Origin of the sequence: Pseudoalteromonas sp. Z9A6 (assembly GCF_011378805.1) — a bacterium.
GTDB lineage: Bacteria > Pseudomonadota > Gammaproteobacteria > Enterobacterales > Alteromonadaceae > Pseudoalteromonas > Pseudoalteromonas distincta.
In genome coordinates this window covers 1-23034 of sequence record NZ_WTKZ01000006.1, presented here as the reverse complement: position 1 = coordinate 23034, position 23034 = coordinate 1, and the positions used below count along the sequence as shown (strand labels likewise).

General features: G+C 40.4%; 22 protein-coding genes. 3 read left to right on the top strand and 19 right to left on the bottom strand.

Features of this window, described 5'->3' with window-relative positions:
- Nucleotides 1-123: 123 nt before the first annotated feature.
- From prpC to GQR53_RS03670, 3 genes are all read right to left on the bottom strand, one after another.
- Nucleotides 124-1251 (bottom strand): 2-methylcitrate synthase, encoded by a 1128-nt coding sequence (gene prpC, locus GQR53_RS03680; RefSeq protein ID WP_165735358.1) that lies wholly within the window; start codon nucleotides 1249-1251, stop codon nucleotides 124-126.
- Between the two features lie 305 nt (nucleotides 1252-1556).
- Entirely contained in the window at nucleotides 1557-2435 is an 879-nt protein-coding gene (prpB, locus tag GQR53_RS03675) for a methylisocitrate lyase (RefSeq protein WP_002962361.1), read from the bottom strand.
- Nucleotides 2436-2539: 104 nt separating this feature from the next.
- Nucleotides 2540-3232: a GntR family transcriptional regulator gene (locus GQR53_RS03670; protein ID WP_165742900.1), complete on the bottom strand. Its 693-nt coding sequence runs from the start codon at nucleotides 3230-3232 to the stop codon at nucleotides 2540-2542.
- 265 nt (nucleotides 3233-3497) lie between these two features.
- On the opposite strand from GQR53_RS03670, the gene rsmF reads away from it, so the two are divergent.
- On the top strand, nucleotides 3498-4949 hold the full coding sequence (gene rsmF, locus GQR53_RS03665; RefSeq protein ID WP_165742899.1) for a 16S rRNA (cytosine(1407)-C(5))-methyltransferase RsmF: 1452 nt from the start codon (nucleotides 3498-3500) through the stop codon (nucleotides 4947-4949).
- Nucleotides 4950-5253: 304 nt separating this feature from the next.
- Here the strand turns inward: rsmF and GQR53_RS03660 are convergent, their stop codons facing one another.
- From GQR53_RS03660 to yceD, 14 genes are all read right to left on the bottom strand, one after another.
- The gene (locus GQR53_RS03660) at nucleotides 5254-7113 is read right to left on the bottom strand and encodes an alkaline phosphatase D family protein (RefSeq protein WP_165742898.1); all 1860 of its coding nucleotides are present in this window, start codon (nucleotides 7111-7113) and stop codon (nucleotides 5254-5256) included.
- A 4-nt stretch (nucleotides 7114-7117) separates the two neighbouring features.
- Entirely contained in the window at nucleotides 7118-7897 is a 780-nt protein-coding gene (locus GQR53_RS03655; RefSeq protein ID WP_024604137.1) for a YchF/TatD family DNA exonuclease, read from the bottom strand.
- A 114-nt stretch (nucleotides 7898-8011) separates the two neighbouring features.
- On the bottom strand, nucleotides 8012-8338 hold the full coding sequence (locus GQR53_RS03650; protein ID WP_002962367.1) for a PilZ domain-containing protein: 327 nt from the start codon (nucleotides 8336-8338) through the stop codon (nucleotides 8012-8014).
- 11 nt (nucleotides 8339-8349) lie between these two features.
- Nucleotides 8350-9264 carry a DNA polymerase III subunit delta' gene (locus tag GQR53_RS03645; RefSeq protein ID WP_165742897.1) on the bottom strand — a complete coding sequence of 305 codons (915 nt, stop codon included), beginning with the start codon at nucleotides 9262-9264 and terminating at the stop codon, nucleotides 8350-8352.
- Between the two features lies 1 nt (nucleotide 9265).
- A complete protein-coding gene (gene tmk, locus GQR53_RS03640; protein ID WP_165742896.1) occupies nucleotides 9266-9892 on the bottom strand; it encodes a dTMP kinase in 627 nt (208 codons plus the stop codon).
- A gap of 6 nt (nucleotides 9893-9898) precedes the next feature.
- Nucleotides 9899-10885: an endolytic transglycosylase MltG gene (gene mltG, locus GQR53_RS03635; RefSeq protein ID WP_149592580.1), complete on the bottom strand. Its 987-nt coding sequence runs from the start codon at nucleotides 10883-10885 to the stop codon at nucleotides 9899-9901.
- Nucleotides 10879-11694, bottom strand: coding sequence for an aminodeoxychorismate lyase (pabC, locus tag GQR53_RS03630; protein WP_165742895.1), 816 nt, complete (start codon nucleotides 11692-11694; stop codon nucleotides 10879-10881). Before pabC ends, mltG begins: the two co-directional genes overlap by 7 nt.
- A gap of 59 nt (nucleotides 11695-11753) precedes the next feature.
- A complete protein-coding gene (gene fabF / locus GQR53_RS03625) occupies nucleotides 11754-12992 on the bottom strand; it encodes a beta-ketoacyl-ACP synthase II (protein WP_002962376.1) in 1239 nt (412 codons plus the stop codon).
- A 216-nt stretch (nucleotides 12993-13208) separates the two neighbouring features.
- Nucleotides 13209-13445: an acyl carrier protein gene (acpP, locus tag GQR53_RS03620; protein ID WP_002962377.1), complete on the bottom strand. Its 237-nt coding sequence runs from the start codon at nucleotides 13443-13445 to the stop codon at nucleotides 13209-13211.
- Between the two features lie 250 nt (nucleotides 13446-13695).
- Entirely contained in the window at nucleotides 13696-14442 is a 747-nt protein-coding gene (gene fabG, locus GQR53_RS03615) for a 3-oxoacyl-ACP reductase FabG (RefSeq protein ID WP_002962378.1), read from the bottom strand.
- 11 nt (nucleotides 14443-14453) lie between these two features.
- The gene (fabD, locus tag GQR53_RS03610) at nucleotides 14454-15380 is read right to left on the bottom strand and encodes an ACP S-malonyltransferase (RefSeq protein ID WP_165742894.1); all 927 of its coding nucleotides are present in this window, start codon (nucleotides 15378-15380) and stop codon (nucleotides 14454-14456) included.
- Between the two features lie 52 nt (nucleotides 15381-15432).
- Nucleotides 15433-16473 (bottom strand): phosphate acyltransferase PlsX, encoded by a 1041-nt coding sequence (gene plsX, locus GQR53_RS03605; protein ID WP_002962380.1) that lies wholly within the window; start codon nucleotides 16471-16473, stop codon nucleotides 15433-15435.
- A 12-nt stretch (nucleotides 16474-16485) separates the two neighbouring features.
- Complete coding sequence (gene rpmF, locus GQR53_RS03600; protein ID WP_002962381.1) at nucleotides 16486-16656, bottom strand: 50S ribosomal protein L32; 171 nt, start codon at nucleotides 16654-16656, stop codon at nucleotides 16486-16488.
- Between the two features lie 9 nt (nucleotides 16657-16665).
- The gene (gene yceD, locus GQR53_RS03595; protein WP_007375269.1) at nucleotides 16666-17190 is read right to left on the bottom strand and encodes a 23S rRNA accumulation protein YceD; all 525 of its coding nucleotides are present in this window, start codon (nucleotides 17188-17190) and stop codon (nucleotides 16666-16668) included.
- 131 nt (nucleotides 17191-17321) lie between these two features.
- Between yceD and GQR53_RS03590 the strand changes: the two genes are divergently transcribed.
- Complete coding sequence (locus GQR53_RS03590) at nucleotides 17322-17921, top strand: Maf family protein (RefSeq protein WP_165742893.1); 600 nt, start codon at nucleotides 17322-17324, stop codon at nucleotides 17919-17921.
- A 9-nt stretch (nucleotides 17922-17930) separates the two neighbouring features.
- Here the strand turns inward: GQR53_RS03590 and GQR53_RS03585 are convergent, their stop codons facing one another.
- Together GQR53_RS03585 and rluC are read right to left on the bottom strand one after the other, a co-directional pair.
- The gene (locus GQR53_RS03585; RefSeq protein ID WP_346774382.1) at nucleotides 17931-18593 is read right to left on the bottom strand and encodes an HAD-IA family hydrolase; all 663 of its coding nucleotides are present in this window, start codon (nucleotides 18591-18593) and stop codon (nucleotides 17931-17933) included.
- Nucleotides 18590-19549 carry a 23S rRNA pseudouridine(955/2504/2580) synthase RluC gene (gene rluC / locus GQR53_RS03580; RefSeq protein WP_165742892.1) on the bottom strand — a complete coding sequence of 320 codons (960 nt, stop codon included), beginning with the start codon at nucleotides 19547-19549 and terminating at the stop codon, nucleotides 18590-18592. The genes GQR53_RS03585 and rluC overlap by 4 nt, the downstream gene beginning before the upstream one ends.
- Nucleotides 19550-20321: 772 nt before the next feature.
- On the opposite strand from rluC, the gene rne reads away from it, so the two are divergent.
- On the top strand, nucleotides 20322-23034 hold a 2713-nt coding region (gene rne / locus GQR53_RS03575), incomplete at its 3' end, for a ribonuclease E (protein WP_165742891.1).

Genomic DNA, 23034 nt, shown 5'->3' with positions numbered 1-23034 from the left:
CCAATTTTATGGAGGGTGCAATTGGTATTTTTCAAGAAAGGCTTTAGGTTTGTAGTTGTTTTTATTATATAAAGTATTAAAGCCGTAAAAGGTGAGCCATTGGCTCACCTTAGTTAAAAATAATTAACTTCTTGATTCGATTGGTGTGTAACTACGTGCATCAGGCCCTGTGTAATCGGCACTTGGGCGAATAATACGGTTGTTAGCGCGTTGCTCTTTTACATGTGCAGTCCAACCAGTAACACGGCTCATTACAAATATTGGCGTAAATAACTTAGTCGGAATATCCATAAAGTGATAAGCAGACGCATGGAAAAAATCGGCATTACAAAACAGTTTTTTCTCGCGCCACATAATCTCCTCACAACGAACAGACACTGGGTAAAGCACGGTATCGCCTACCTCTGCCGCTAGTTTTTCAGACCATTTTTTAATAATTACATTGCGTGGATCAGATTCGCGATAAATAGCATGACCAAAGCCCATAATTTTATCTTTACGTTCAAGCATGCCCATTACTTCTTGCTCAGCATGCTCAGCACTTGTAAAACCTTGAATCATATCCATAGCTGCTTCGTTAGCACCACCATGTAATGGCCCACGTAGCGTACCAATCGCACCTGTTACACAAGAGTGAATATCAGAAAGCGTTGATGCACACACACGACCCGCAAATGTAGAAGCATTAAACTCATGCTCTGCGTATAAAATTAGTGATACGTTCATCACTTGTGCAAATAAATCACTAGGTGCTTTGTCATGTAACAGTGTTAAAAAATGTGCGCCAACTGAGTCGTCATCAGTTTGTGTTTCAATGCGTACGCCATCATGTGTAAAGCGGTACCAGTAACAAATAATACTTGGGAACACAGCAACCATACGGTCGATTGCATCATTAGCTTGGTTAAAATCAAGCTCCATTTCAAGGTTACCCAACATTGAGCAGCCCGTGCGCATTACATCCATTGGATGCGCGTCTTTAGGAATATTTTCAAGCACAGTTTTAAGCGCATCTGGTAAGCCGCGTAAACTTTTTAGCTTTGCTTTATACTCAGCCAATTCGCTAGTTGTTGGTAACTCACCGCGTGAAAGTAAAAAAGACACTTCTTCAAACTGCGCTTTTTCGGCAAGTTCGCTAATATCGTAACCACAATACGTTAAACCAGAACCACTTTGTCCAACAGTACACAATGCTGTTTGACCAGCCACTTGTCCGCGTAAACCCGCGCCGCCTAATGCTTTATCTACCATGATCTTCTCCTACTTTAAATTTGTGTGTGATTGTTGGGCGTATTGAACTTTGTAGATTGGAATTTGTTCAATCTAGGGGCGATTAAATCGCAGCGCGAGGTTTGTAACCTAGTGGACTAAGTAAAAACCGAGCAACAAAGAGATAATCGTCCCTAGAAAGAACCCGACGGGCAGCGCATGTTTGGTATTTATACTGCGTTATCGCCAATTTATGGGGAATAACCACACTGCATAGGCTCTGCCTTGCCTAAACACCAAACATACTGCTGAAAATTCAACCACTAAAGATTAATAGGCCCAAATTATTATTTGTCAGATTTTGATGAAAAAAGGGTGTCGAGTGTGTTCTCGTACGTGTGGTAATCTAAAAAGTCGTAAAGCTCAGAACGCGTTTGCATATTTTCAATTTGGCTTTGTTGTGAGCCTTCATTTAAAATTGCTGAATACACGTTTAATGCCGCTTTGTTCATGGCTCTAAATGCACTTAGTGGGTAAAGCACCATTTCAACACCTACATCGCTTAACTGCTCTTTTGTGTAAATAGGTGTTTGGCCAAACTCAGTAATGTTTGCCAAAATTGGAACGTTAATCGCTTTTGCAAATGCTTGGTAATCAGCAAGGTCGTGCACGGCTTCTGCAAAAATAGCGTCAGCACCGGCTTCAACACAGGCAGCTGCACGGTCTATCGCGGCGTTTAAACCTTCTTTTTGAAATGCATCGGTACGCGCCATAATATAAAAATCGCTATCGGTTTTTGCATCAACCGCCGCTTTAATGCGGTCAACCATTTCACCTTGGCTTACAATTTCTTTATTAGGGCGATGACCACAGCGCTTTTGCGCTACTTGGTCTTCTATATGAAAACCCGCCGCACCGGCTTTAGTCATTTCTTTTACTGTGCGTGCAATGTTAAACGCCCCACCCCAACCGGTATCGGCATCAACAAGTAGTGGTAAATCGCTCGCACCCGTAATACGACGAATATCTTCAAGCACGTTATCAAGGCTTGTCATACCTAAATCAGGCATACCAAACGAGGCGTTTGCAACACCGGCACCTGAGAGGTAAATAGCTTGGTGACCCATTTTTTCAGCCATCATCGCTGTGTAGGCGTTAATAGTACCTACTACTTGTAACGGGCGGTTATTGGCAATAGCGTGTTTAAATTTTAATCCTGCTGACATTACTTTCTCCTCACTTTGAACGGTTGCTACGTGGAGTAACTTATAGTTTTAATCTGTAATTATGACTGTTTGACTGCTTTTGCTAGCTTTTAGCTTTTAACAGCTTATGCTTTCTGCTTAGTTAATAAATCAAATTTGGTTTGAATATTTGCTTGCGATGCACTTATGTGGCGCTTCATAAGCATTTCGGCCAGTTCGCCATCGTGGTTTTCAATCGCTTTAATAATCGCTAAATGCTCATCAAACGCTTTTGATACACGCGGCCCCACCATGCCCATTTGTACACGGTACATGCGTATTAGTTGATAAAGCTCATTACACAGTAAATGAATTAAATGCGCGTTTTTACTGCCTTGAATAATACGGTAATGAAAATCTAAATCGCCGGCTTCTTGATAATAAGATTCGCCCTCTTTAACACGCTGTGTTTGTAGGTGCTGATTAAGTAATTGCTTTAAGCCTTTTACTTCTTCGGGTTCCATATTGTCGGCAGCAAGTCTACATGCCAAGCCTTCAAGCGAACTACGAACTTGGTAAACTTCAATCAAGCGTTCGGCGGTAAGGGCAACTACTCGGCAACCTACGTTAGCTTTACGCTCAATAAGGTAGCAACTTTCTAGGCGATTTAACGCCTCTCTAAGCGTTGCGCGGCTTACACCATAACGTTTGGCAAGCTCAGGCTCTGATATTTTACTGCCTTGAACTATACTGCCTTCAACAATCTCACGGCGCATATCTACAAATACTTGATCTGATGCGGTAGTTATAGGCGCTTCGTTTAAAAATGTGTGTGTCATAAGTTATTTTTTAGATTGTCGACAATTAATGTGGTTACTATGGGCTTATTAAAAAATCATGTCAACCCTTAAACACATCACAATGGCTAAAAAACACGCTCATTGTCGACACTATTAACCTAAAGTCGCATAAAAATGGTTTTAAAATGGACTAAAACAGTGAAGTGTCGACAGCGTAATAAATCAGATGTTACGCTTTTTAGCGCTGAAAACACCTCGCATAAATGCTATTATCGCGCTTTATTTTTATAGTATGAGCTAACGCGTGAACGCCAACACTTTTATTCCTGAGCACTTTATTGATGACGTAAAAACCTATTTACCAGCGCATCTAAACTTAGATGACTTTTTAAATGCGTGTCGTAGGCCCCTCAGAAAATCTATCCGCGTTAATACATTAAAAATTAGCATTGAAGAATTTGTAGAACGTGCAACTGAAAAAAATTGGCTGCTAACCCCCATACCTTGGTGCAGTGAAGGTTTTTGGCTAGAGCGCCCAAGCGATGAAGAGCAAAACCTAGCCCTTGGTAATACCGACTTACACCTAAGCGGAGCTATGTACGTACAAGAGGCAAGTTCAATGCTACCCCCTATCGCATTAAAGCAAAGTATTAAACTCGCTAACTGGCAAAATAACACCGTGCTTGATATGGCATCAGCGCCAGGTTCTAAAACATCACAACTTGCAGCACTTATGGATAACCAAGGCGTGCTTGTTGCAAACGAGCTTTCGTCATCTCGTTTAAAGGTACTCAGCGCAACACTCAAACGTATGGGAGTAGGTAACTGTGCGCTCTCACATTTTGATGGCGTTATATTTGGCAACTACATGTTTGAATGCTTTGATAGCATATTGCTAGACGCGCCCTGCTCTGGCGAAGGTACTGTGCGTAAAGACGCCGACGCACTAAAAAATTGGTCAATAGAATCAAACATTCAAATAGCCCAAGTACAAAAAGACTTAATTAAAAGCGCTTTTTATGCATTAAAACCAGGTGGCACATTAGTGTATTCAACCTGCACACTTACCCCACTCGAAAACCAGCAAGTGTGCGATTATTTACTCAGTGAATTTGGCGACTATATAGCGCCTGAGTCACTCAGTGATTTATTTGAAGGTGCCAGCAAAGCCACTACAAGTGAAGGCTATTTGCATGTATGGCCGCAAACATTCGATAGCGAAGGCTTTTTTATCGCTAAATTTAAAAAACACGCAAGTTGCGATAATCCAAATCAAACTGTTAAAAAAGGCGCGTTTCCGTTTAACGAGTTTGATAAAAAACAAAGCGTCGCGTTTATGCAATCGCTTAAAAAGCACTTTGGGTTAACTAACCTACCTGGCAACTTAATGCAGCGAGATAAAGAACTATGGTTATTTCCACAAGGGTTTGAAGCCCTGCAAAATAAAATTAAGTACGCACGCTTAGGTATTCAAATTGGCATTATCCATAAAAATGGCGTAAGGCTAACGCACGAATTTGCAACCGTATTTGGCAACGAGTGTAAAACTAATGTATTTGCTTTAAATAACGAGCAAGCAAATGATTATTTTCAAGGTAAAGATATACGCTTAGCTGAAGCAACTCAAACAATAGGTGAAGTAGTATTAACCCTGTGTGGCTGCCCTATTGGGCTGGGGAAATGGCAAAAAAATAAGATCAAAAATTCACTACCCCGAGATCTAGTGCAAAATACGCAGTTAATAAGCTGGGGTTAAACTAAAGTACAAATTACGCATAATTAATCCAATCCTTTGTTATCAAATGTAACCAGATGGCAAAATTAGTTATGCTTTATTGAGTACCTTTACTATAGTTTTAAGTACTTTCTTCTTCTCCCTAACGAACCAGAAAGTTTTTAGTTAACGCTAGACTCAATTTAGAGTCACTTTATAGCCCAGAGGTTTTTATAAGCCTTTGGGCGTTTTTATTTGCAGCTTCTTCTATAGACAGTACTATTTCTTACTTTTTCAAACGCCTTACCAAGAGTGCTCATCTACAATTGACTTGTAGATGAGCAACTTACTGTTCTTCTAAATCAAACTCAGTTAAATGCCCTTCACCGTGTATAAGTTGGTAGCGGGCTAAATTTCCTTGCTCTAGTGTTATTAAACTAATAGCGGAGTCGCTTACTAAGTATTTTTGCCCTTCGCCTATGGTTTGATGCTTATCTACTTCCATATGCCAACGTTTAGTAAAAAAGTTTAAGGGACTTTTTGGGCCGTATAGAATTGAATCTAGTTTATCGAGTATGTTTATTAATTTACGCGGGAACTCGTTTTTAATACCGCTGGCGGTAAGTTGCCAAATTCGATTGGGGTGATCGCCAAAACGCTTTTGCACCGAAAAGCAAAATGAGTAATGTACGTCTCCCGATAAAATAAGCGTTTCGTTTGGGGTGTCGGTGCGTCTAAATGTATCGAGTAGCTTTTTGGCTGAGCCTTCGTGCGCCATCCAGTTTTCTACATCTACCATAAGCGGTTGGCCACATATGTTAAACATGGCTTGAATGGCTTCTATCGATTTAACACCAAACACAGGGGCTGGCGATACAATAATAACTTGGTCGTGGCTTAATAGGCTTTCTTCAAGCTCAGTGAGACGTTCCCAATCAAGTAGACCTGAGGGCTCGTTAAAGTTTTGCTCATTTCGCCAGCGGTGCGTACGCGTATCTAGCACCACTACTTTGGGTATTGTAGTAAGTTCGTAATGCCAAAAACTAAAATCGTTTAGTGGTTTATCAAATGCTTTAAACTGCCATAAATTATTAGCAGTACGGCTTTGCTTAAAAGGTGTAAGTAGCTCGCCTGTTTTATTTAGTGCATCGTTCCCCATTCCCTGAAAAAGCCAATAACTAATTAAGCCGTTATTAATAATTCGTTTACTACTTGGGTTTTCATTTATAGCTTGCTCCCACCCAGCGGTGAGGTTCCAATCATCGGTTACATCGTGATCGTCAAACATCATTAGCGTAGATACATTGGCAAACAATCGCTCTACTTCACTTAAGCCTTTTGCATAATCAATCAGTGCTGTTTTTTCAGCGTCAAAAATAGTTTTGTTTTGCTTGTTTTGACCTGAATACGTTGTGTTTTGTATATCAACGCATTGCCAAGCAGCAGCACTAAAATTTAATAAATAAAGTGCAATGTATTCTTCAAAATGGATAAGGTGATTGTAGGCTTTTACGCTTGAAAAATGAGGTTCGTCTTTTTTTAGCCAGTAACCAACACCTAACTTTGAGCGTTTCTGCCAAGGCGTTTTTGGTAATAACAAATGGCGATTATAAAGTTGCTCATTTATATCGCCCGGTAGCTCAATGGCAAGTGGTTGCTCTTTATAGATACCTAACGCTTTAATTAACTGATGAATAGCTAATAACATGGGCCCTGCTACGTCATCGGCATAAACCTGGTCACCGCTCAGTAATAGCAACTGTGCGCCTTGATTATTATTACCGCGCTGAGTATTTTGCCAGTGGCTTGCAGACACTAAGCTGTCTTTTGCTGGATGATGTGCATTACGGCACGAGCCATGCAAAATATCACTCAGTTTATTGGGAATTACAAATGCAGGCGCTGTTTGATTGCTATAGCACCACGGCGATAAATCGACTGCTATATCATCAATTACAAGCTCATAGCTTAATAAGCTATCGACAGGGAGTTTGTTATTTATTGGCTTTATAATGACGAAATGCAGGTATAAATGCTCCCCTAAAGAAACAGTGTGTTGATCGCTATAACACTCAACATTTAATAAGTTTATTTGGCAGTTTGCAGGCCTGGAGGTAGCAAACTGAATGCAGACTCCAGTTTGCTCTGCACGGCGCACCATTGGCCCCATTAGTAAAATAGGAAGGTTTGCCGTGTGAGTAATCATGTATTTAGCCTTTAGCTGCTAATTTAAATAAAGAATAAAAGTTCTCGGTAGTCGCTTTAGCAAGTTCATTAAAGCTAATGCCTTTAAGTTCGCTAATGTAATAAGCAACATCTTCTACGTACGCTGGCTGATTTGTTTGCCCACGATGCGGTACCGGCGCTAAATAAGGCGAGTCGGTTTCTATTAATAATCTATCTAGCGGTATTTGTTTTACTACTTCTTTTAATTCAATAGCATTTTTAAAGGTAACAATACCCGATATAGAAATATAAAAGCCCATGTCTATGGCTTTTTTTGCCATATCCCAGTCTTCAGTAAAGCAATGTAGTACACCACCGCAGTTTTCGGCTTTGTGCTCACGCATTAAGTTAATCGTGTCGGCGCGGGCATCACGAGTATGAATAATTAACGGCTTTTGTAATTCGTTAGCCACTTCAATATGCCCAACAAAGCTTGCTTGCTGCACTGCATGAGTATCTTTTGAATAGTAGTAATCAAGACCCGTTTCGCCAATGGCAACAACTTTTTCGTGTGAGGCTAAGTCGGTTAGTTGCTGTTTATTAAGGGCGTCTTTTTGATCAAGTGGATGTACACCGCATGAGGCTGATACATCGTCGTAATGCTTAATTTTATCAAGCATGCTTGGAAACTGATCAAGCGTTACACTTACACATAAAAAATGCTCTATTTGCTTTGCACGCGCTTTATCAAGAACTTGGTCAAGGTTTAAGTCTAATTTATCAAAATCAAGACGGTCTAAATGGCAATGAGAATCTACAATCACTATGAGGCCTGTATTATGTTCAGGGTTTAAATTTGTCCTTTTAATTTATTATGTTAGCAATTAAAAGAACCCAATATAGGGCGCGTTAATCTCAATGAAAAACCGACCCTATAACTACATGGTATATGTTTGATCGCCTGAGTTTAACATAGTCCCAAGGAGCTTTTCGATTTTAGCGTTTAGGTTTGTTTTATCGTCTAAAAAGCTAATACCAATACCTGGAGGGTTAGAGCTTTGTGCTCCTTGTGGCGTGATCCACGACACTTTACCTGTTACTACATCATCTTCTAAGGCATCGGGCAAGGTAACTCTAAGCGCTAATGAATGCCCTGCTTCGTAACGCATATTAGTACGTACAAATAAGCCACCTTTTTTTAAGTAAGGCATATAGCAACGGTATAACTCGTCTAAATCGTCTATGTCTACTAGTAATTCTTGCATGATTAATCCTTTTAAGAATTTCGCAATGTGTTTGCTAATCGTGATACAGCAAGCGGTAAATTAAGGCCAAGTACTTGTGTGTTATTTTGTAAAAACTCGCCTAATGCATTTTGCGCACTTTGATAAGCGTCAAAACTCATGCCTTGCAGTAATTGCTGCTTTAGTTGCACGCTTAAAAACAAAGTAAATATACGAACAAGTTCAGGCTGTTTATTTATTATATCGACTAACGCTTTAAAATTATGACTTTGTTTAAACTCAGTTGCAAACTTATACAGTGTATCAATATTTTTTAGCTGGTCTTGCTGTTGCCAATGCTTTACTTGCAGCGGTTGGTTATAAAAAAGTGCTAACCAACTATAGTTAGGAATATCTAATGTCTCTAGCCATTGCTGAGCAAGTGCTGTATTAGTTATTTTTACGTCACTTTTAGCGCATCGACTTAAAATAGTTGCAGGGAGCTGCTGTGGTTGGCTTGTGGTTAATATTAAAAAGCGGCTATTAGTTGGCTCTTCAAGCGTTTTTAATAATGCGTTAGCTGCTGCTGTGGTCATTTTTTCGCAATTTTCGATTATCGCGACTTTATTGCCATTTTGCGCTGCAGAGTGATTCATAAAATCACTAATACCACGAATATCATCTACACCAATACTTTGCCCATCAACTTGCGTTAAACGTTTGTCGGGGTGAGTGCCAGCCTGGGTAAGTAAACAGCCTTTACACTGTCCGCAAGATTTTAGCATACTGTTTTGCTCAGCTACCTGCTTAGCTATATTTTGACATAACAAAGCATTCCCAAGCTCATCACTTAACTCAAACTTACCTACGCCAACAGGCCCACAAAATAATTGCGCATGATGAAAACGCTCTGCGCGATAACTTTTCGCTAAACGTGCTTGAGTATCATGTAGCCAAGGCAATGGCATATTATTTTAGGCCTTCAAAAAATGAGTGCAGTACATTGGTAATATCGCGATGTACTTTATCAATACTTTGGTTTGCATCAACGGTTTTAATTGTATTGTCGTCATTAGCAAGTTCAACATAACGCATACGTGTACGCTGAAAAAACTCAATGGCTTCTTGTTCAATACGGTCAAGCTCGCCACGCCCTTTTGCACGTTCAAGGCCTATTACTGGGTCAATATCAAGGTAAATAGTTAAATCTGGCTTTAAGCCTTTTAACACCATTGACGAAAGTGAAGCTAATGTATTTGAGCTAATGCCACGCCCGCCACCTTGATACGCCTGAGACGATAAATCATGACGATCGGCAAGTACCCATTGGCCTTTATCAAGCGCTGGGGTAATAACATTGTGCATCAGCTGCGAGCGAGCTGCGTACATAATAAGCAACTCCGTTTCAAAGGCAATCTCTTCTTCATGCTCCGCTTTTACAAGCGTACGAAGCGATTCAGCCAATGGCGTGCCGCCAGGTTCGCGGACGTTAATGAAGTCTATTTTTTGTTTGTTCAAAAAGTCTTGGCATAACGAAATAGCGGTTGATTTACCGGATCCTTCTAGCCCTTCTATTACTATAAATTTTGGTTTCATAAAATATTAATTCTTTTTATTTAATATATACGTTTTAACTGCTGCGTTATGCTGCTTTAACGTGGTTGAAAATTGGTGGCTACCATCGCCTTTTGATACAAAGTAAACATATTCACTTTGCGGCGGATTAACTGCAGCTAAAATAGCGGCTTTTGATGGCATTGCAATCGGTGTTGGCGGTAAACCATTAATACGATACGTATTGTAAGGCGTATAATCGCGCAAATCTTTACGTTTAATATCACCATCAAAGTCAGCGCCTAGCCCGTATATTACGGTTGGATCGGTTTGCAGGCGCATATTAGTGTTTAATCGATTAACAAACGCTGATGCAATTAACGGACGCTCACTGGCAAGGCCTGTTTCTTTTTCAATAATTGAAGCCATTATTAGTGCTTCGTATGCTGTTTTATAGGGTAGATTAGCACCGCGCTGCTGCCAAGCATCATCTAACGTTTGCTGCATTTTTTGTGCTGCACGTTTTAATACACTGCTTGCAGTATCGTTATTATGATAATGGTAAGTGTCGGGGAACAACCAGCCTTCTAAGTGCGTGTCATTACCCAGTATTTGAGTACTTAGTTCGTCAGTTTTTAAATCGTTTTGTAAATTATCAGCTTTTTTAATAGCACTTAGCACTTCACGTAAGTTTTGCCCTTCAATTATGGTAAAACTAAAACTAATTTGCTGACCTTGGTTAATTTTTTTTACGTTGTTAATAACGCTATCGGCTGTTAGCTCGTAAAGCCCCGCTTTTAAGTCGGTAAGTGTGGGATCTAATTTGGCAATTACCTGATAACGCCAACAACTTTCTACCCAGTTATTAGCTTGCCATTGTTGGCATAACTTATTAAAGCCAGTGCCATGCTTAACTTCAAATTGTGTGTTTTGTGCTACCTTTAACGGGCTATTTATTGTTGCTTGTAATTGCTGATAACCAACAGCAGTGGTTATAACAGCTAAAAAAAGTACCGATAAAATAACTTTTAACACTCAGCCTCCTTGGCTAATAATTTAGTTAGTAATGCGTGGCTTTCGTCTGTATTAAATACCTGTTGCTCAATACGTTTTACAGGTGCTGCTCCCATTAAGCTATTGCACACAAATACGGCGTCTGCTTGGGTTAAGTCTTCTACTTTCACGCGTTTAAATTCAACAGGCAATTTATCACATAACGATTGTAGATAAACGCCCTTTATTCCGCACTCATCAAGCAATGGCGTAAACATACGCTTATTTTTAATCGCAAAAATATTAGCTGCTGAAGCTTCAATTACATTGTTATTGTAATCAAGCACTAACACATCGTCGCAGTTTTGCGTTTGCATTGCTTTTTTAACTAGTACTTGCTCAAGCCGGTTTAGTGTTTTAAGGCCCGCTAAATAAGGCTGTGCTGCTAATTTAATTGGGCTTATTTCTAGGTTTACACCCTTTTTAACAAGCGCTTCGTAATTACTAGGGTAATCTAATATGCTCAATAAAATAGTAATATTACACTCACTTGGCAGCCCATAACCACGTCCGCCTTCGCCTCGCGTTACAAGTATTTTAAGCACGTTCAATGGTGAAGCGTTTATATGCAAAGTAATTTGATTTTCAAGGCTATTAAAATCTAGCTCAGGAAAACCTAGGCGCTGTGCGCATTCAATCAAACGCGCTTTATGATGAGCCCAATACTGTACTTGCCCATTAACAACTTTAGCCGTTGTAAAAAAGCCGTCACCGTAATTTAAGCCTCTGTCACGCGTACTTAAAGTGCTGTTTTGATCTACTGCTATTATTGTTTGCATTTTATTTGGCATATAAAAAAAGCCCAGTTAAACAACTGAGCTCTTATAATTTGATTCGTTGTTAAAAAAGATTATACCTTTTTAAATAGCAACGAGCCATTAGTACCACCAAAACCGAACGAGTTACACAGTGCAAAGTCTAACTTTGCATCACGTGCAGTGTGAGCAATATAATCTAAGTCACACCCTTCGTCTGGGTTATCAAGGTTGATAGTTGGCGACACTTTTTGATCTGTCAGTGATAAAATCGAAATAATCGATTCAACCGAGCCTGCAGCACCTAACAAGTGACCCATCATCGATTTAGACGAGCCTACCATTACATCTTTGGCTGCATTACCAAAAATAGACTTAACAGCGGCTGTTTCTGCTTTATCGCCTGCATTTGTAGATGTACCGTGTGCGTTAATGTAACCAATTTGCTCAGCGTTTACTTGCGCATCGTTTAGTGCGTTTTGCATTGCAAGTGCAGCACCCGCTCCATCTTCTGGTGGTGATGTCATGTGGTACGCATCGCCACTCATACCAAAGCCTACAAGCTCAGCATAAATTTTAGCGCCACGCGCTTTAGCATGTTCGTACTCTTCAACTACAACAACACCTGCACCGTCAGAAAGCACAAAGCCATCGCGGTCTTTATCCCAAGGGCGAGAAGCCGCTTGTGGATCGTCATTGCGGGTTGAAAGTGCACGTGCAGCATTAAAGCCACCCATACCAATAGGCGTACAGGCTTTTTCTGCACCGCCAGCAACCATTGCATCTGCATCACCGTAGGCAATCATGCGCGCGGCATGGCCAATATTATGCAAACCAGTAGTACAGGCAGTTACAATTGAAATATTTGGACCACGAAGTCCATGCATCATTGATAAGTGACCTGAGATCATATTAATAATAGTAGACGGCACATAAAATGGCGATAACTTGCGCGGACCACTATTTAATAACTTAATGTGGTTTTCTTCGATAAGCGTTAAGCCACCAATACCAGAGCCCACAGCAACACCTATACGTGTTGCGTTTTGCTCAGTAATTTCAAGGCCTGAATCTTTAAAGGCTTGAACACCCGCTGCAATGCCGTACTGAATAAATAAGTCCATTTTTTTAGTATCTTTCGCTGACATATATGCTGTTGCATCAAAGTCATTTATTAAGCCAGCGAATTTAGTACCAAATTTTGATGTATCAAAGTGGGTTATTGTTTGAATGCCACTTTTGCCATCTAATAAGCCTTGCCAGGTTGATTGAACATCATTACCTAGCGGCGTCAACATTCCTAAGCCAGTTACGACGACTCGACGTTTAGCCACGGTTTGCCTCCAATAAGGGATATTTACAAGGGGATGATCATACCCAAGCTACCTCAAAGTGCTAGTCCCAAAAATAGATTAAAAACGCATAACACAATCAAAATTAATTTTTAGCTAAAATTGAGCATTGAGGCTTAAGTTTTGAATCACGAACTTTGAGGTGGTTTGGATATAAAAAATTAAAGGCAGCGGATGCTGCCTTTAACGTGCAATTAATTACTCAGCGTGTGCTGTTACGTAATCGATAGCAGTTTGTACTGTAGTGATCTTCTCAGCTTCTTCATCTGGGATCTCAGTATCAAACTCTTCTTCAAGAGCCATTACTAGTTCAACAGTATCAAGAGAGTCTGCACCTAGGTCATCTACGAAAGAAGATTCATTTTTAACTTCTTCTTCTTTAACACCTAGTTGTTCAATGATAATTTTCTTTACGCGTTCTTGGATATCGCTCATTCTTCTTTCCTTTATTAAAAACGCCGATGCGTTATTTTCAGATTGCCGCGTAGTTTACGCGGCATAATTCTCTGATTCAATGATTTGACCATAAATAATTGTCTGGTCAAACCTCTGAGTGTGTGTTTTGTCTTTTATCGCTTATTTTCGCAGCGATTTCAAGTATGTTTAAAGCAAGTTCACAAATAATTCAATGTTTTTGAGGTAACTTACTTAACTTTATTAAGTAACGATGTGGGTACAATGGTTGTTAAACCATGTACATCGCGCCATTTACATGCAAAGTTTCACCTGATACATACGCAGCCGCGTCAGATGCTAAATAACATACCGCAGCTGCAATTTCGTCTGGTTGGCCTAAACGCCCTGCTGGAACATTTGCAAGTGTTGCTGCTTTTTGCTCATCAGTTAAATCATCAGTCATATCGGTTTGAATAAAACCAGGTGCCACTACGTTTACTGTAATACCACGTGATGCCACTTCGCGTGCAAGTGACTTAGAAAAACCAATGACGCCTGCTTTAGCCGCTGCATAATTAGCTTGCCCTGCATTACCCATAGTGCCCACTACTGAGCCAATATTGATAATACGGCCTTTCTTTTTCTTCATCATTGGACGAAGTACTGCTTTAGATAAACGGAAAATCGAGCTTAAGTTAGTGTCGATTATATCGTCCCACTCAGTCTCTTTCATACGCATTAATAGGTTATCACGTGTGATACCTGCGTTATTAACAAGTACGTCAATATCGCCAAAATCAGCTTTTATTGCGGCAAGTGTCGCTTCAATAGATGCAGGATCCGTTACATTTAATGCATAACCTTTACCATTGTCTCCTAGGTACTCGCTGATTTTAGCAGCGCCTGACTCGCTTGTAGCAGTGCCTGCAACTTTTGCACCTTGCGCAACTAATGTTGTTGCAATTGCTTTACCAATACCACGGCTAGCGCCAGTAATTAGGACAATTTTGCCCTCTAAAGAAAATAAATTAGACATTTTATATACTCTTATTTAGCTGCAGCGATTGAAGCGGCATCGTTTACTGAGCCACAAACCATTGCTTTATCAATTCGTTTAGCAAGTCCTGTTAATACTTTACCAGGACCAAATTCGTAGCTTTGCGTTACATCTTGTGCAACCAAGGCTTGTACTGTTTCTGTCCAGCGAACTGGGCTGTATAGTTGACGTACTAGTGCATCTTTAATTGCATCAGCGGTCGATTCAGCTTTTACATCAACATTATTAATTACATCACACTTAGGTGTATTAAATGTTAAAGCGGCCAAGTCTACCGCTAGCTTATCAGCAGCTGGCTTCATTAATTCACAATGTGAAGGTACGCTAACCGAAAGTGGTAATGCGCGTTTAGCACCAGCATCTTTACATGCTTGTGATGCTCTATCTACTGCCGCTTTATGCCCTGCAATAACAACTTGACCAGGAGAATTGTAGTTAACTGGAGATACAACCTCACCTTGCGCTGAGGCAGCACATGCCGCTTTTATTTCTTCATCGCCTAAGCCAATAATCGCAGCCATTGAACCCACGCCTGCTGGCACGGCTTCTTGCATGTATAAACCACGGTTTTCAACAAGCTTAACAGCTTCGCTCAAGCTTAGTACGTCGCTACATACTAGTGCTGAATATTCACCTAAGCTGTGACCGGCCATAACAACGTCTGCATCAGGGTTTGCTGCAAGCCAATCACGGTAAATAGCAACACTTGCAGTTAATAATGCAGGTTGTGTACGATGAGTTTGATTTAATTTTTCTTCTGGGCCATTAAGAACTAGCTCTGCTAAGTCGTAACCCAGTGCATCTGATGCTTCTGCAAATGTTGCTTTAACAATGTCAGAACTCTCTAGTAGCTCTTGTAACATACCAACGGTTTGCGAGCCTTGACCTGGGAATAGAAGTGCAATTTTTTGTGCCATACTTTGCTCTTTTTAATTAAACAAATAAATAATGAAATACACGGCACATCAATTATTGATTAACCGCCGTGTCTTTAGAATGTGTTTTTTCGAAAATAGCGGCTATTTTATCAGGAAGTTGACGTTCAACCTCTTTTACCGCTTCATCAATTGCTGCTTGAAATGCTTTAGCTGACGCATTTCCATGACTTTTAACGACAATACCGCGCAATCCTACCAGAGAAGCACCGTTATACTGGTCGGGGTTCACCCTTTTATAGAGTTTTTTTATTATTGGACGCAATATAAACGCCATACATTTATACAAAAGGTGCTTTTCGAGCGCAGCTGTAAACTTATTCATAATAAGCTTGGCAATGCCTTCGCATGTTTTAAGCGCCACGTTACCCACAAACCCTTCGCATACAATAACATCAGCCTTGCCAGAAAAAATATCACTTCCTTCGCTATAACCAATGTAATTAATATGTGGGCTTTGCTGCATTAATTGTGCAGCCTGTTTAATATCATCGTGGCCTTTAATGTCCTCAGCGCCAATATTTAATAAGCTAACGCGAGGGTTATCGCAGCCAAGTGCTTGGCCAGCAACTACAGAGCCCATAATCCCAAACTGATACAGCATTTGCGCATCGCAGTGCACATTAGCACCTAAGTCGAGTAAATATACTGGGTTTTGGCTTTCTGTAGGAACAGATGAAATGAGTGCGGCACGTTTAACACCTGGCAGCATTTTTAATACGTAGTGAGCCATAAAAAATAAAGCGCCGGTATTACCTGAGCTAACACACGCTTGTGCTTCGCCCGATTTAACTAAATCAAGGGCAACACGCATAGATGAATCTTTTTTTGAACGTACAGCAATTGCAGGTTCGCAGGCGTTAGTGACTATTTCACTACAGTGACGAATGATGAGTCTTGGATGAGATAAAGAATCGAGGGATTCGAGTTCTTTAGATATAACGTCTTCATTGCCACATAAAATGAGACTTAAATTGGCATGAGCGTTTACCGCATGAACGGCAGCAGGAATAGATGAACGGGGGCCGTAATCGCCCCCCATCATATCTAACGCTATGGTTAGATCTTTCAGCATATAAGTAATCTCTTATTTAGAAATTACTTGAACGCCTTTGTAGTAACCATCTGCAGTCACATGGTGACGACGATGAGTCTCACCAGATGTTTGATCTACAGTTAAAGTTGGACCACTGATCGCATCGTGTGAACGGCGCATGCCGCGTCTTGCACGAGACTTTTTGCTTTTTTGTACAGCCATAGTCTTCTCCTAAGAATCTTTCTTAAGTTGTTTCAAAATATCAAATGGATTAGGTTTATCATCTTCCGCCTTTAATACACCAAAGCTGGCAGGCTTTGCTGAATAACTGCATGAAGCTTCGTTGTGGGTAGCCACTAATGGAATTGCTAAAATTAGTTCGTCTTCAATTAAATCAAAAACGTTAACTTCACCATTTTCATCAAGTGCTACTTCGTCGTAGTCTTCAGGAAAAATATCTAACTCTGTATCTTCACCTACTGGTGAATATGCAAAGTCTTGAACCAAATCCAACCCTAAATCACCATTACAACGTTGACAAATGACAGTAACATGTGTGGACAAATTGCCTCTAATCACAGCGAAACCTTGATCATCGTTTTTGCAATGTATTTTTACCGCTATTTCACCTACTTCTTCCTGCACAACTTTCTCTAAACGAGTAAGTTTTTCAAGCGGTACAATTCCGTCATACTTTAAACGGTGCTGCGCTGCTTTGCCTGGATGAAGAGTGATGGGAATTTTCACCTTTTGCATAGGGGCTGCATCATATAGATAGTTAGTTTGTTAGTCAAAGTAAAAAACCATTTTTACTTGGTTTTTAACGTGTTTTACTCTCGGATCTGATTTATCCTAACTCAATCTGAATTATCGTAGGAAAACAGTCCATGAAGCTTCCACTCATTTTAGCGTCAAGCTCGCCTTTTAGGCAGTCTTTATTACAAAAATTTAATTTACCCTTTGATACGTTTTCACCCGACGTTGACGAATCAGCACTTGAATGCGAAACACCTACTGAACTGGTTAAGCGTTTAAGTGAGTTAAAAGCCTCAGCAGCTAATAAACACTTTAAAAAAGGGTTAGCAATTGGATCAGACCAAGTCGCTGTGTTTAACAATCAAATTTTAGGTAAACCGCACAATAAACAAAATGCTCTAAAACAACTAAATTTATTTAGCGGTAATACTGTAACATTTTTAACTGGGCTTTGTGTTTACGATATTGTAACTGGAACAAAAAAAACCTGCGTAGAACCTTTTAATGTGACGTTTAAAACACTCAGTGATGTACAAATTAGTGCTTATTGCGACGCAGAGCAGCCTTATAACTGTGCTGGCAGCTTTAAAAGTGAAGGGTTAGGTATCTGTTTATTTGAAAAACTAAGCGGAGACGATCCTAATAGCTTAATTGGATTACCATTAATTAAACTCAGCCAATTACTGGCTGAGTTTGGTATTGATGTGCTTACCGCTCAAAACAAGTTCTAGTTAAATAAATTAGCCAAGCAAAACCTGTTGCAATTGCAGATAATTATCTACCGTTGCAACAGGGCTAAGCTTATTTAGCTGCTGTGCGTTATGTACACCCATTGTTACGCCAATTCTATCCATGCCTGCAGTTTTTGCCATTGTCATGTCTATTTGAGTGTCACCAATCATTACAGCGTCTTGAGCGCTTATGCCAAGTTCTTCAAGTAATTGATGCAGCATATTTGGAGAGGGCTTAGACAGTGCGTCGTCGCTTGTACGTGTTGCACTAAAAAAATGTCTAAGTTGACTTTGATCAAGCAAACGCTCTAATCCATCTCGACCTTTACCTGTTGCAACCGCTAAAACAATGCCCTGCTCTTTTAAGGCACCTAAAACGCTAACAGCATTATCAAATACAGGAGTTGGCGTGGTATCAACACTATATTGGTGTTTATACCCTTTAATTAGGGCTTGATGCTGCGCGACATTATCGGGAAATAAAACATCAATTGCTTTTTCAAGCGACATACCAATGATATTTTTAATTGCTAAATCACTTGGCGCCACTAAATTAAGTGACTCAGCACTACTACGAATACAGTTAACTATTTTAGTTACTGAATCCATAACGGTGCCATCCCAATCAAAAATGACGAGCTTATATTTTTTAATCGGCGTCACTGCAATCACTGTTTTGCGTCTCGTAATTTTAGTAATGTATTTTTAAGCGTTTTATCAAGGGGCGCTTCAATACGCATCGTTGTTTCGTTTTTAGGATGATAAAAACTTAAATCGTGTGCATGTAAGAATAAACGGTTTAACCCAACTTTACGCATAGATTCATCAAACCCCTGGTCACCGTATTTATCATCGCACGCAATAGGATGACCTTTACATTGCGTATGAACACGAATTTGGTGCGTGCGTCCTGTAACAGGAGATGCTTGTACAAGTGAGCAATCGTTAAAACGTTCAAGTACTTTAAAACGCGTATGCGAAGGCTTGCCCTCAGTGTTATCTACACGTACTACGCGTTCACCCGATTTAAGTGTATTTTTACGCAGCCCTTCGGTAACGTTTTTAGTTTTAGAGTCCCACTGCCCTTCTACAAGTGCCCAATAGTTTTTTTCCATGGTTTTTTCACGAAGTTGTTCATGCAATGCGGTTAACACCGAACGGCGCTTCGCTATAAGTAAACAGCCCGATGTATCACGGTCAAGCCTATGAACTAGCTCAAGGCTGCGCTCTTCTGGGCGAAGCGCGCGCAATGCTTCAATTAAACCATAACTTAAACCACTGCCACCATGAACAGCCATACCTGAAGGTTTATTTATGACAATAAGGTATTTATCTTCAAATAAAATATCGTCTTCTAGGCGAGTTACTTTGTCTAACTTTGATGGTACAAACTCTTCACGCTCAGCAACTCTGATAGGTGCAATACGCAGTACATCGTCAAGCTGTAGTTTATATACAGGCTTAATACGCTTTTTATTGACGCGTACCTCACCTTTACGCAAAAGTTTATAAATAGCGCTTTTAGGCACCCCTTTTAAATGGGTAATAAGAAAGTTATCAATACGTTGACCTAAATGGTCTTCATTGATCGTGACATAAGTTACTTGTAAGTCGTTTTTTTCTGACATTGCCTAATCACTAATTTAAGTAAAATAATTTAGTTGCTAACACTGTAATAATAGTGGGATAATCAGCAGCGCAAATATTTAGTATTTGCAAATAACAACGGTGCTTTTTAACACATTAAAACATTCGTGATGCACATTCTGGGTAGCCGATCATACAGATCCGAGTTAAGTTTTCCAAAGCTTTTATGCCTCCTCAGTTAACACGTGCGATCAATTAACGGCAATGCGCGTAATATATTGCTGGTTAAGTTTGAACATGAAGCGATTTTTAATGTGCTAGAGAAAGCAATGAACAGATAATTTGTCTGATAGTGACGACGTAAAAAACGTCGTTCAGCACTAGCTCAATTATTGTAGTACCGTACAGCAGCTTATTTAGAATTAAAAAAATCTAATAAATAAGCGTTCATTAACATCGGCAGCGATTTTTGCTCTTAAAACGGATATTAGCGATACATCAGTATGTATTGCTCACCAACTTAATGAGCCCTACGCGCCTAATATGAATGATATTTAGTAAGATTAATATGACAGGCCGACTTCTGGGTAAAACTTGTAAACGTAGCTGAAAAGCCGACAGTTTTAGCACCATTAAGAATTTAATAGCGGTAATAATCGCTATTGTTTGCCAGCATTTAAAATACTGCATACGAGATACAGAGCCGTTCCGTTAAAGACCCAGTCGTGAGGCTGCACATTCTAAAAATAGGGACAACTGAACAGGCGAGAAAAACATCGTCATGTCAGCGACATAAATAAGTAGAGTAACAATATGAAACGTATGCTAATCAATGCAACGCAGCAAGAAGAAATGCGCGTAGCACTGGTTGATGGCCAGCGCCTTTATGATTTAGATATCGAAAGCCCAGGTCACGAACAGAAAAAAGCCAATATTTATAAAGGCAAAATCACTCGCATTGAACCATCTCTTGAAGCAGCATTTGTTGATTACGGTGCTGACCGCCATGGTTTCCTTCCTTTAAAAGAAATTGCACGTACTTACTTCCCTGCAGGTTACACTTTTCATGGTCGCCCTAACATTCGCGACGTAATAAAAGAAGGTCAAGAAGTAATAGTACAAGTTGATAAAGAAGAACGCGGCCAAAAAGGCGCAGCGTTAACTACTTTTATCAGCGTTGCTGGTAGCTATTTAGTTCTTATGCCTAATAACCCTCGTGCTGGCGGTATTTCTCGTCGTATTGAAGGTGATGAGCGAACTGAACTTAAAGAAGCATTAGGTCGTTTAGAACTACCTAAAGGTATGGGCTTAATTGTTCGTACAGCGGGTGTTGGCAAGTCATTTGAAGAACTTAACTACGATTTAAAAGCACTATTAGTACACTGGGATGCAATTAAACAAGCAGCCGATAGTGCTAAAGCACCGTTTTTGATTCACCAAGAAAGCAACGTGATTTTCCGTGCAATACGTGATTATTTACGTCGTGACATTGGCGAAATTTTAATTGATAAACCACGTGTTTTTGAAGAAGCTAAAGCGCACATTGAGCGTTTTCGTCCTGACTTTATGAGCCGTGTTAAGCTTTATCAAGGTGACACGCCTTTATTTACACATTACCAAATTGAAAGCCAAATTGAGTCTGCATTCCAGCGTGAAGTACGTCTTCCTTCTGGTGGTTCAATTGTAATTGACCCTACTGAAGCACTGACATCTATTGATATCAACTCGTCTAAGGCAACTAAAGGCGGCGATATTGAAGAGACAGCACTTAATACAAACTTAGAAGCGGCCGATGAAATTGCACGTCAATTACGTCTTCGTGACCTAGGTGGTTTAATTGTAATCGACTTTATTGATATGACTCCTCCACGCCATCAACGTGAAGTAGAGAATCGTTTAAAAGATGCAGCGCGCCCAGATCGTGCTCGTGTTCAAATTGGTAAAATCTCACGCTTTGGTTTACTTGAAATGTCGCGCCAGCGTTTGCGCCCTTCATTAGGTGAAGCAAGCCAAGGCCCATGTCCACGTTGTAGTGGCCAAGGTACTATTCGTTCAAACGAATCAATAGCACTTTCAATTCTTCGCTTAATTGAAGAAGAAGCAATTAAAGACAATACAGCACAAGTAAATGCACAAGTGCCTGTTGCTGTTGCTGCTTATTTATTAAATGAGCAACGTCGTAGTGTTCATCGCATTGAAAAACATCATAAATGTGACGTAGTGATTATTCCAAATCAACATATGGAAACACCACATTATGAAGTTATGCGCTTACGTAAAGACGAAACACTTGAAACTGTAAGTTACGGACAAGTTGTTGCACCGGAGCCTGAAGTATTCGAGATGTCAAAATCTCCAAGTACGCCAGTCCGTGAAGAGCCGATGCTAAAAGGCGTGGTAATGCCTTCTACTCCTGCTCCACAAGCAGCGCCAGCTAAAGCCGTAGAGCCTGCTGCGGTAGCACAAACTAAAACTGAAGGTGGCTTACTAGCTGCTATTGGTAATTGGTTTAAGTCGTTATTTGCAAGTGAATCTGAAGAAGAGAAAAAAGAAGCTGTAGAAAAAGAGCAGCAAGAAACGCGCAACAATGCGCGTCGTGGTAACGATAATCGTCGTCGTAATAACAATCAACGTCGTCGTAATAATAACCCACGCACTAACAAGCCGCGCAATGAGCGTTCAGCCGCTGAAGAGGAAGCTAAAACTGACTCAGCAGCAAGCACCGAGACTCAAGAGAGAAGCGAGAACCGCAACAAGCGCCGTCGTAATCCTAACTCTCGTAAGCGCCCAGAGCATAAAAACCAAGATAAAGATCAAGTTAAAACTGAAGCCCCTGCAAAGGCGGAAGTAGAAACTGATTCTAAGCCAGCACAAGCTGCAGAGCCTAAAGAGCAGAAGCCTAAAGTTCGCCGTCAACGTCGTAACATACGTAAAAAAGTACGTCTGCAAGATGAAAAAGCTGAGCAAGCTAACTCAACAGAGCAAGCACCTGAGCAAACGGCTGTTACTGAAACTCAACAAGTTCAAGAGCAAGCTCCTGCTGTAGAAAAGCAAAAGCAAACTCCGGCAGAAAAAACAGCTCACATTAAAGAAGAGAAAGTTGATGTTGTTGATTCTAACGATGAAACAGCAACTACTGAAGACGAACAAGAGCAAACACGTACACGTTCACGTCGTTCTCCTCGTCATCTTCGTGCATCTGGTCAACGTCGTCGTCGCCCTGAAGGTGAAGCAGAAGTTAAATCTGATGAAGCACCTGCATTTATTCCAGTTGCTGATCAAGCTGCTGCAGAATACGAAGCAGAACTTAAAGCTAAATCAGAAGAAACACCGGTAGATGCGTCGCAACAAGTTGAGCAAGCAGTTGCGGTTGAAGACTTAGCAAAGGTGGAAGCTGTAGAAGAGCCAGTAAAAGCTAAAGAACCGGCTAAAGCTGAAACGCCAGTAGCCACTGAAGAGCCAGTTAAAGTTGAAACACCAGTAGCAACTGAAGAGCCTGCTAAAGCTGAAACGCCAGTAGCAACTG

Bases quoted from the DNA above. Each gene is read 5' to 3' on its own strand.
- prpC (WP_165735358.1), bottom strand. From the start codon at position 1,251: ATGGTAGATAAAGCATTAGGCGGCGCGGGTTTACGCGGACAAGTGGCT.
- prpB (WP_002962361.1), bottom strand. From the start codon at position 2,435: ATGTCAGCAGGATTAAAATTTAAACACGCTATTGCCAATAACCGCCCG.
- GQR53_RS03670 (WP_165742900.1), bottom strand. From the start codon at position 3,232: ATGACACACACATTTTTAAACGAAGCGCCTATAACTACCGCATCAGAT.
- GQR53_RS03660 (WP_165742898.1), bottom strand. From the start codon at position 7,113: ATGATTACTCACACGGCAAACCTTCCTATTTTACTAATGGGGCCAATG.
- GQR53_RS03650 (WP_002962367.1), bottom strand. From the start codon at position 8,338: ATGCAAGAATTACTAGTAGACATAGACGATTTAGACGAGTTATACCGT.
- GQR53_RS03645 (WP_165742897.1), bottom strand. From the start codon at position 9,264: ATGCCATTGCCTTGGCTACATGATACTCAAGCACGTTTAGCGAAAAGT.
- tmk (WP_165742896.1), bottom strand. From the start codon at position 9,892: ATGAAACCAAAATTTATAGTAATAGAAGGGCTAGAAGGATCCGGTAAA.
- pabC (WP_165742895.1), bottom strand. From the start codon at position 11,694: ATGCCAAATAAAATGCAAACAATAATAGCAGTAGATCAAAACAGCACT.
- acpP (WP_002962377.1), bottom strand. From the start codon at position 13,445: ATGAGCGATATCCAAGAACGCGTAAAGAAAATTATCATTGAACAACTA.
- fabG (WP_002962378.1), bottom strand. From the start codon at position 14,442: ATGTCTAATTTATTTTCTTTAGAGGGCAAAATTGTCCTAATTACTGGC.
- fabD (WP_165742894.1), bottom strand. From the start codon at position 15,380: ATGGCACAAAAAATTGCACTTCTATTCCCAGGTCAAGGCTCGCAAACC.
- plsX (WP_002962380.1), bottom strand. From the start codon at position 16,473: ATGCTGAAAGATCTAACCATAGCGTTAGATATGATGGGGGGCGATTAC.
- rpmF (WP_002962381.1), bottom strand. From the start codon at position 16,656: ATGGCTGTACAAAAAAGCAAAAAGTCTCGTGCAAGACGCGGCATGCGC.
- yceD (WP_007375269.1), bottom strand. From the start codon at position 17,190: ATGCAAAAGGTGAAAATTCCCATCACTCTTCATCCAGGCAAAGCAGCG.
- GQR53_RS03590 (WP_165742893.1), top strand. From the start codon at position 17,322: ATGAAGCTTCCACTCATTTTAGCGTCAAGCTCGCCTTTTAGGCAGTCT.
- rluC (WP_165742892.1), bottom strand. From the start codon at position 19,549: ATGTCAGAAAAAAACGACTTACAAGTAACTTATGTCACGATCAATGAA.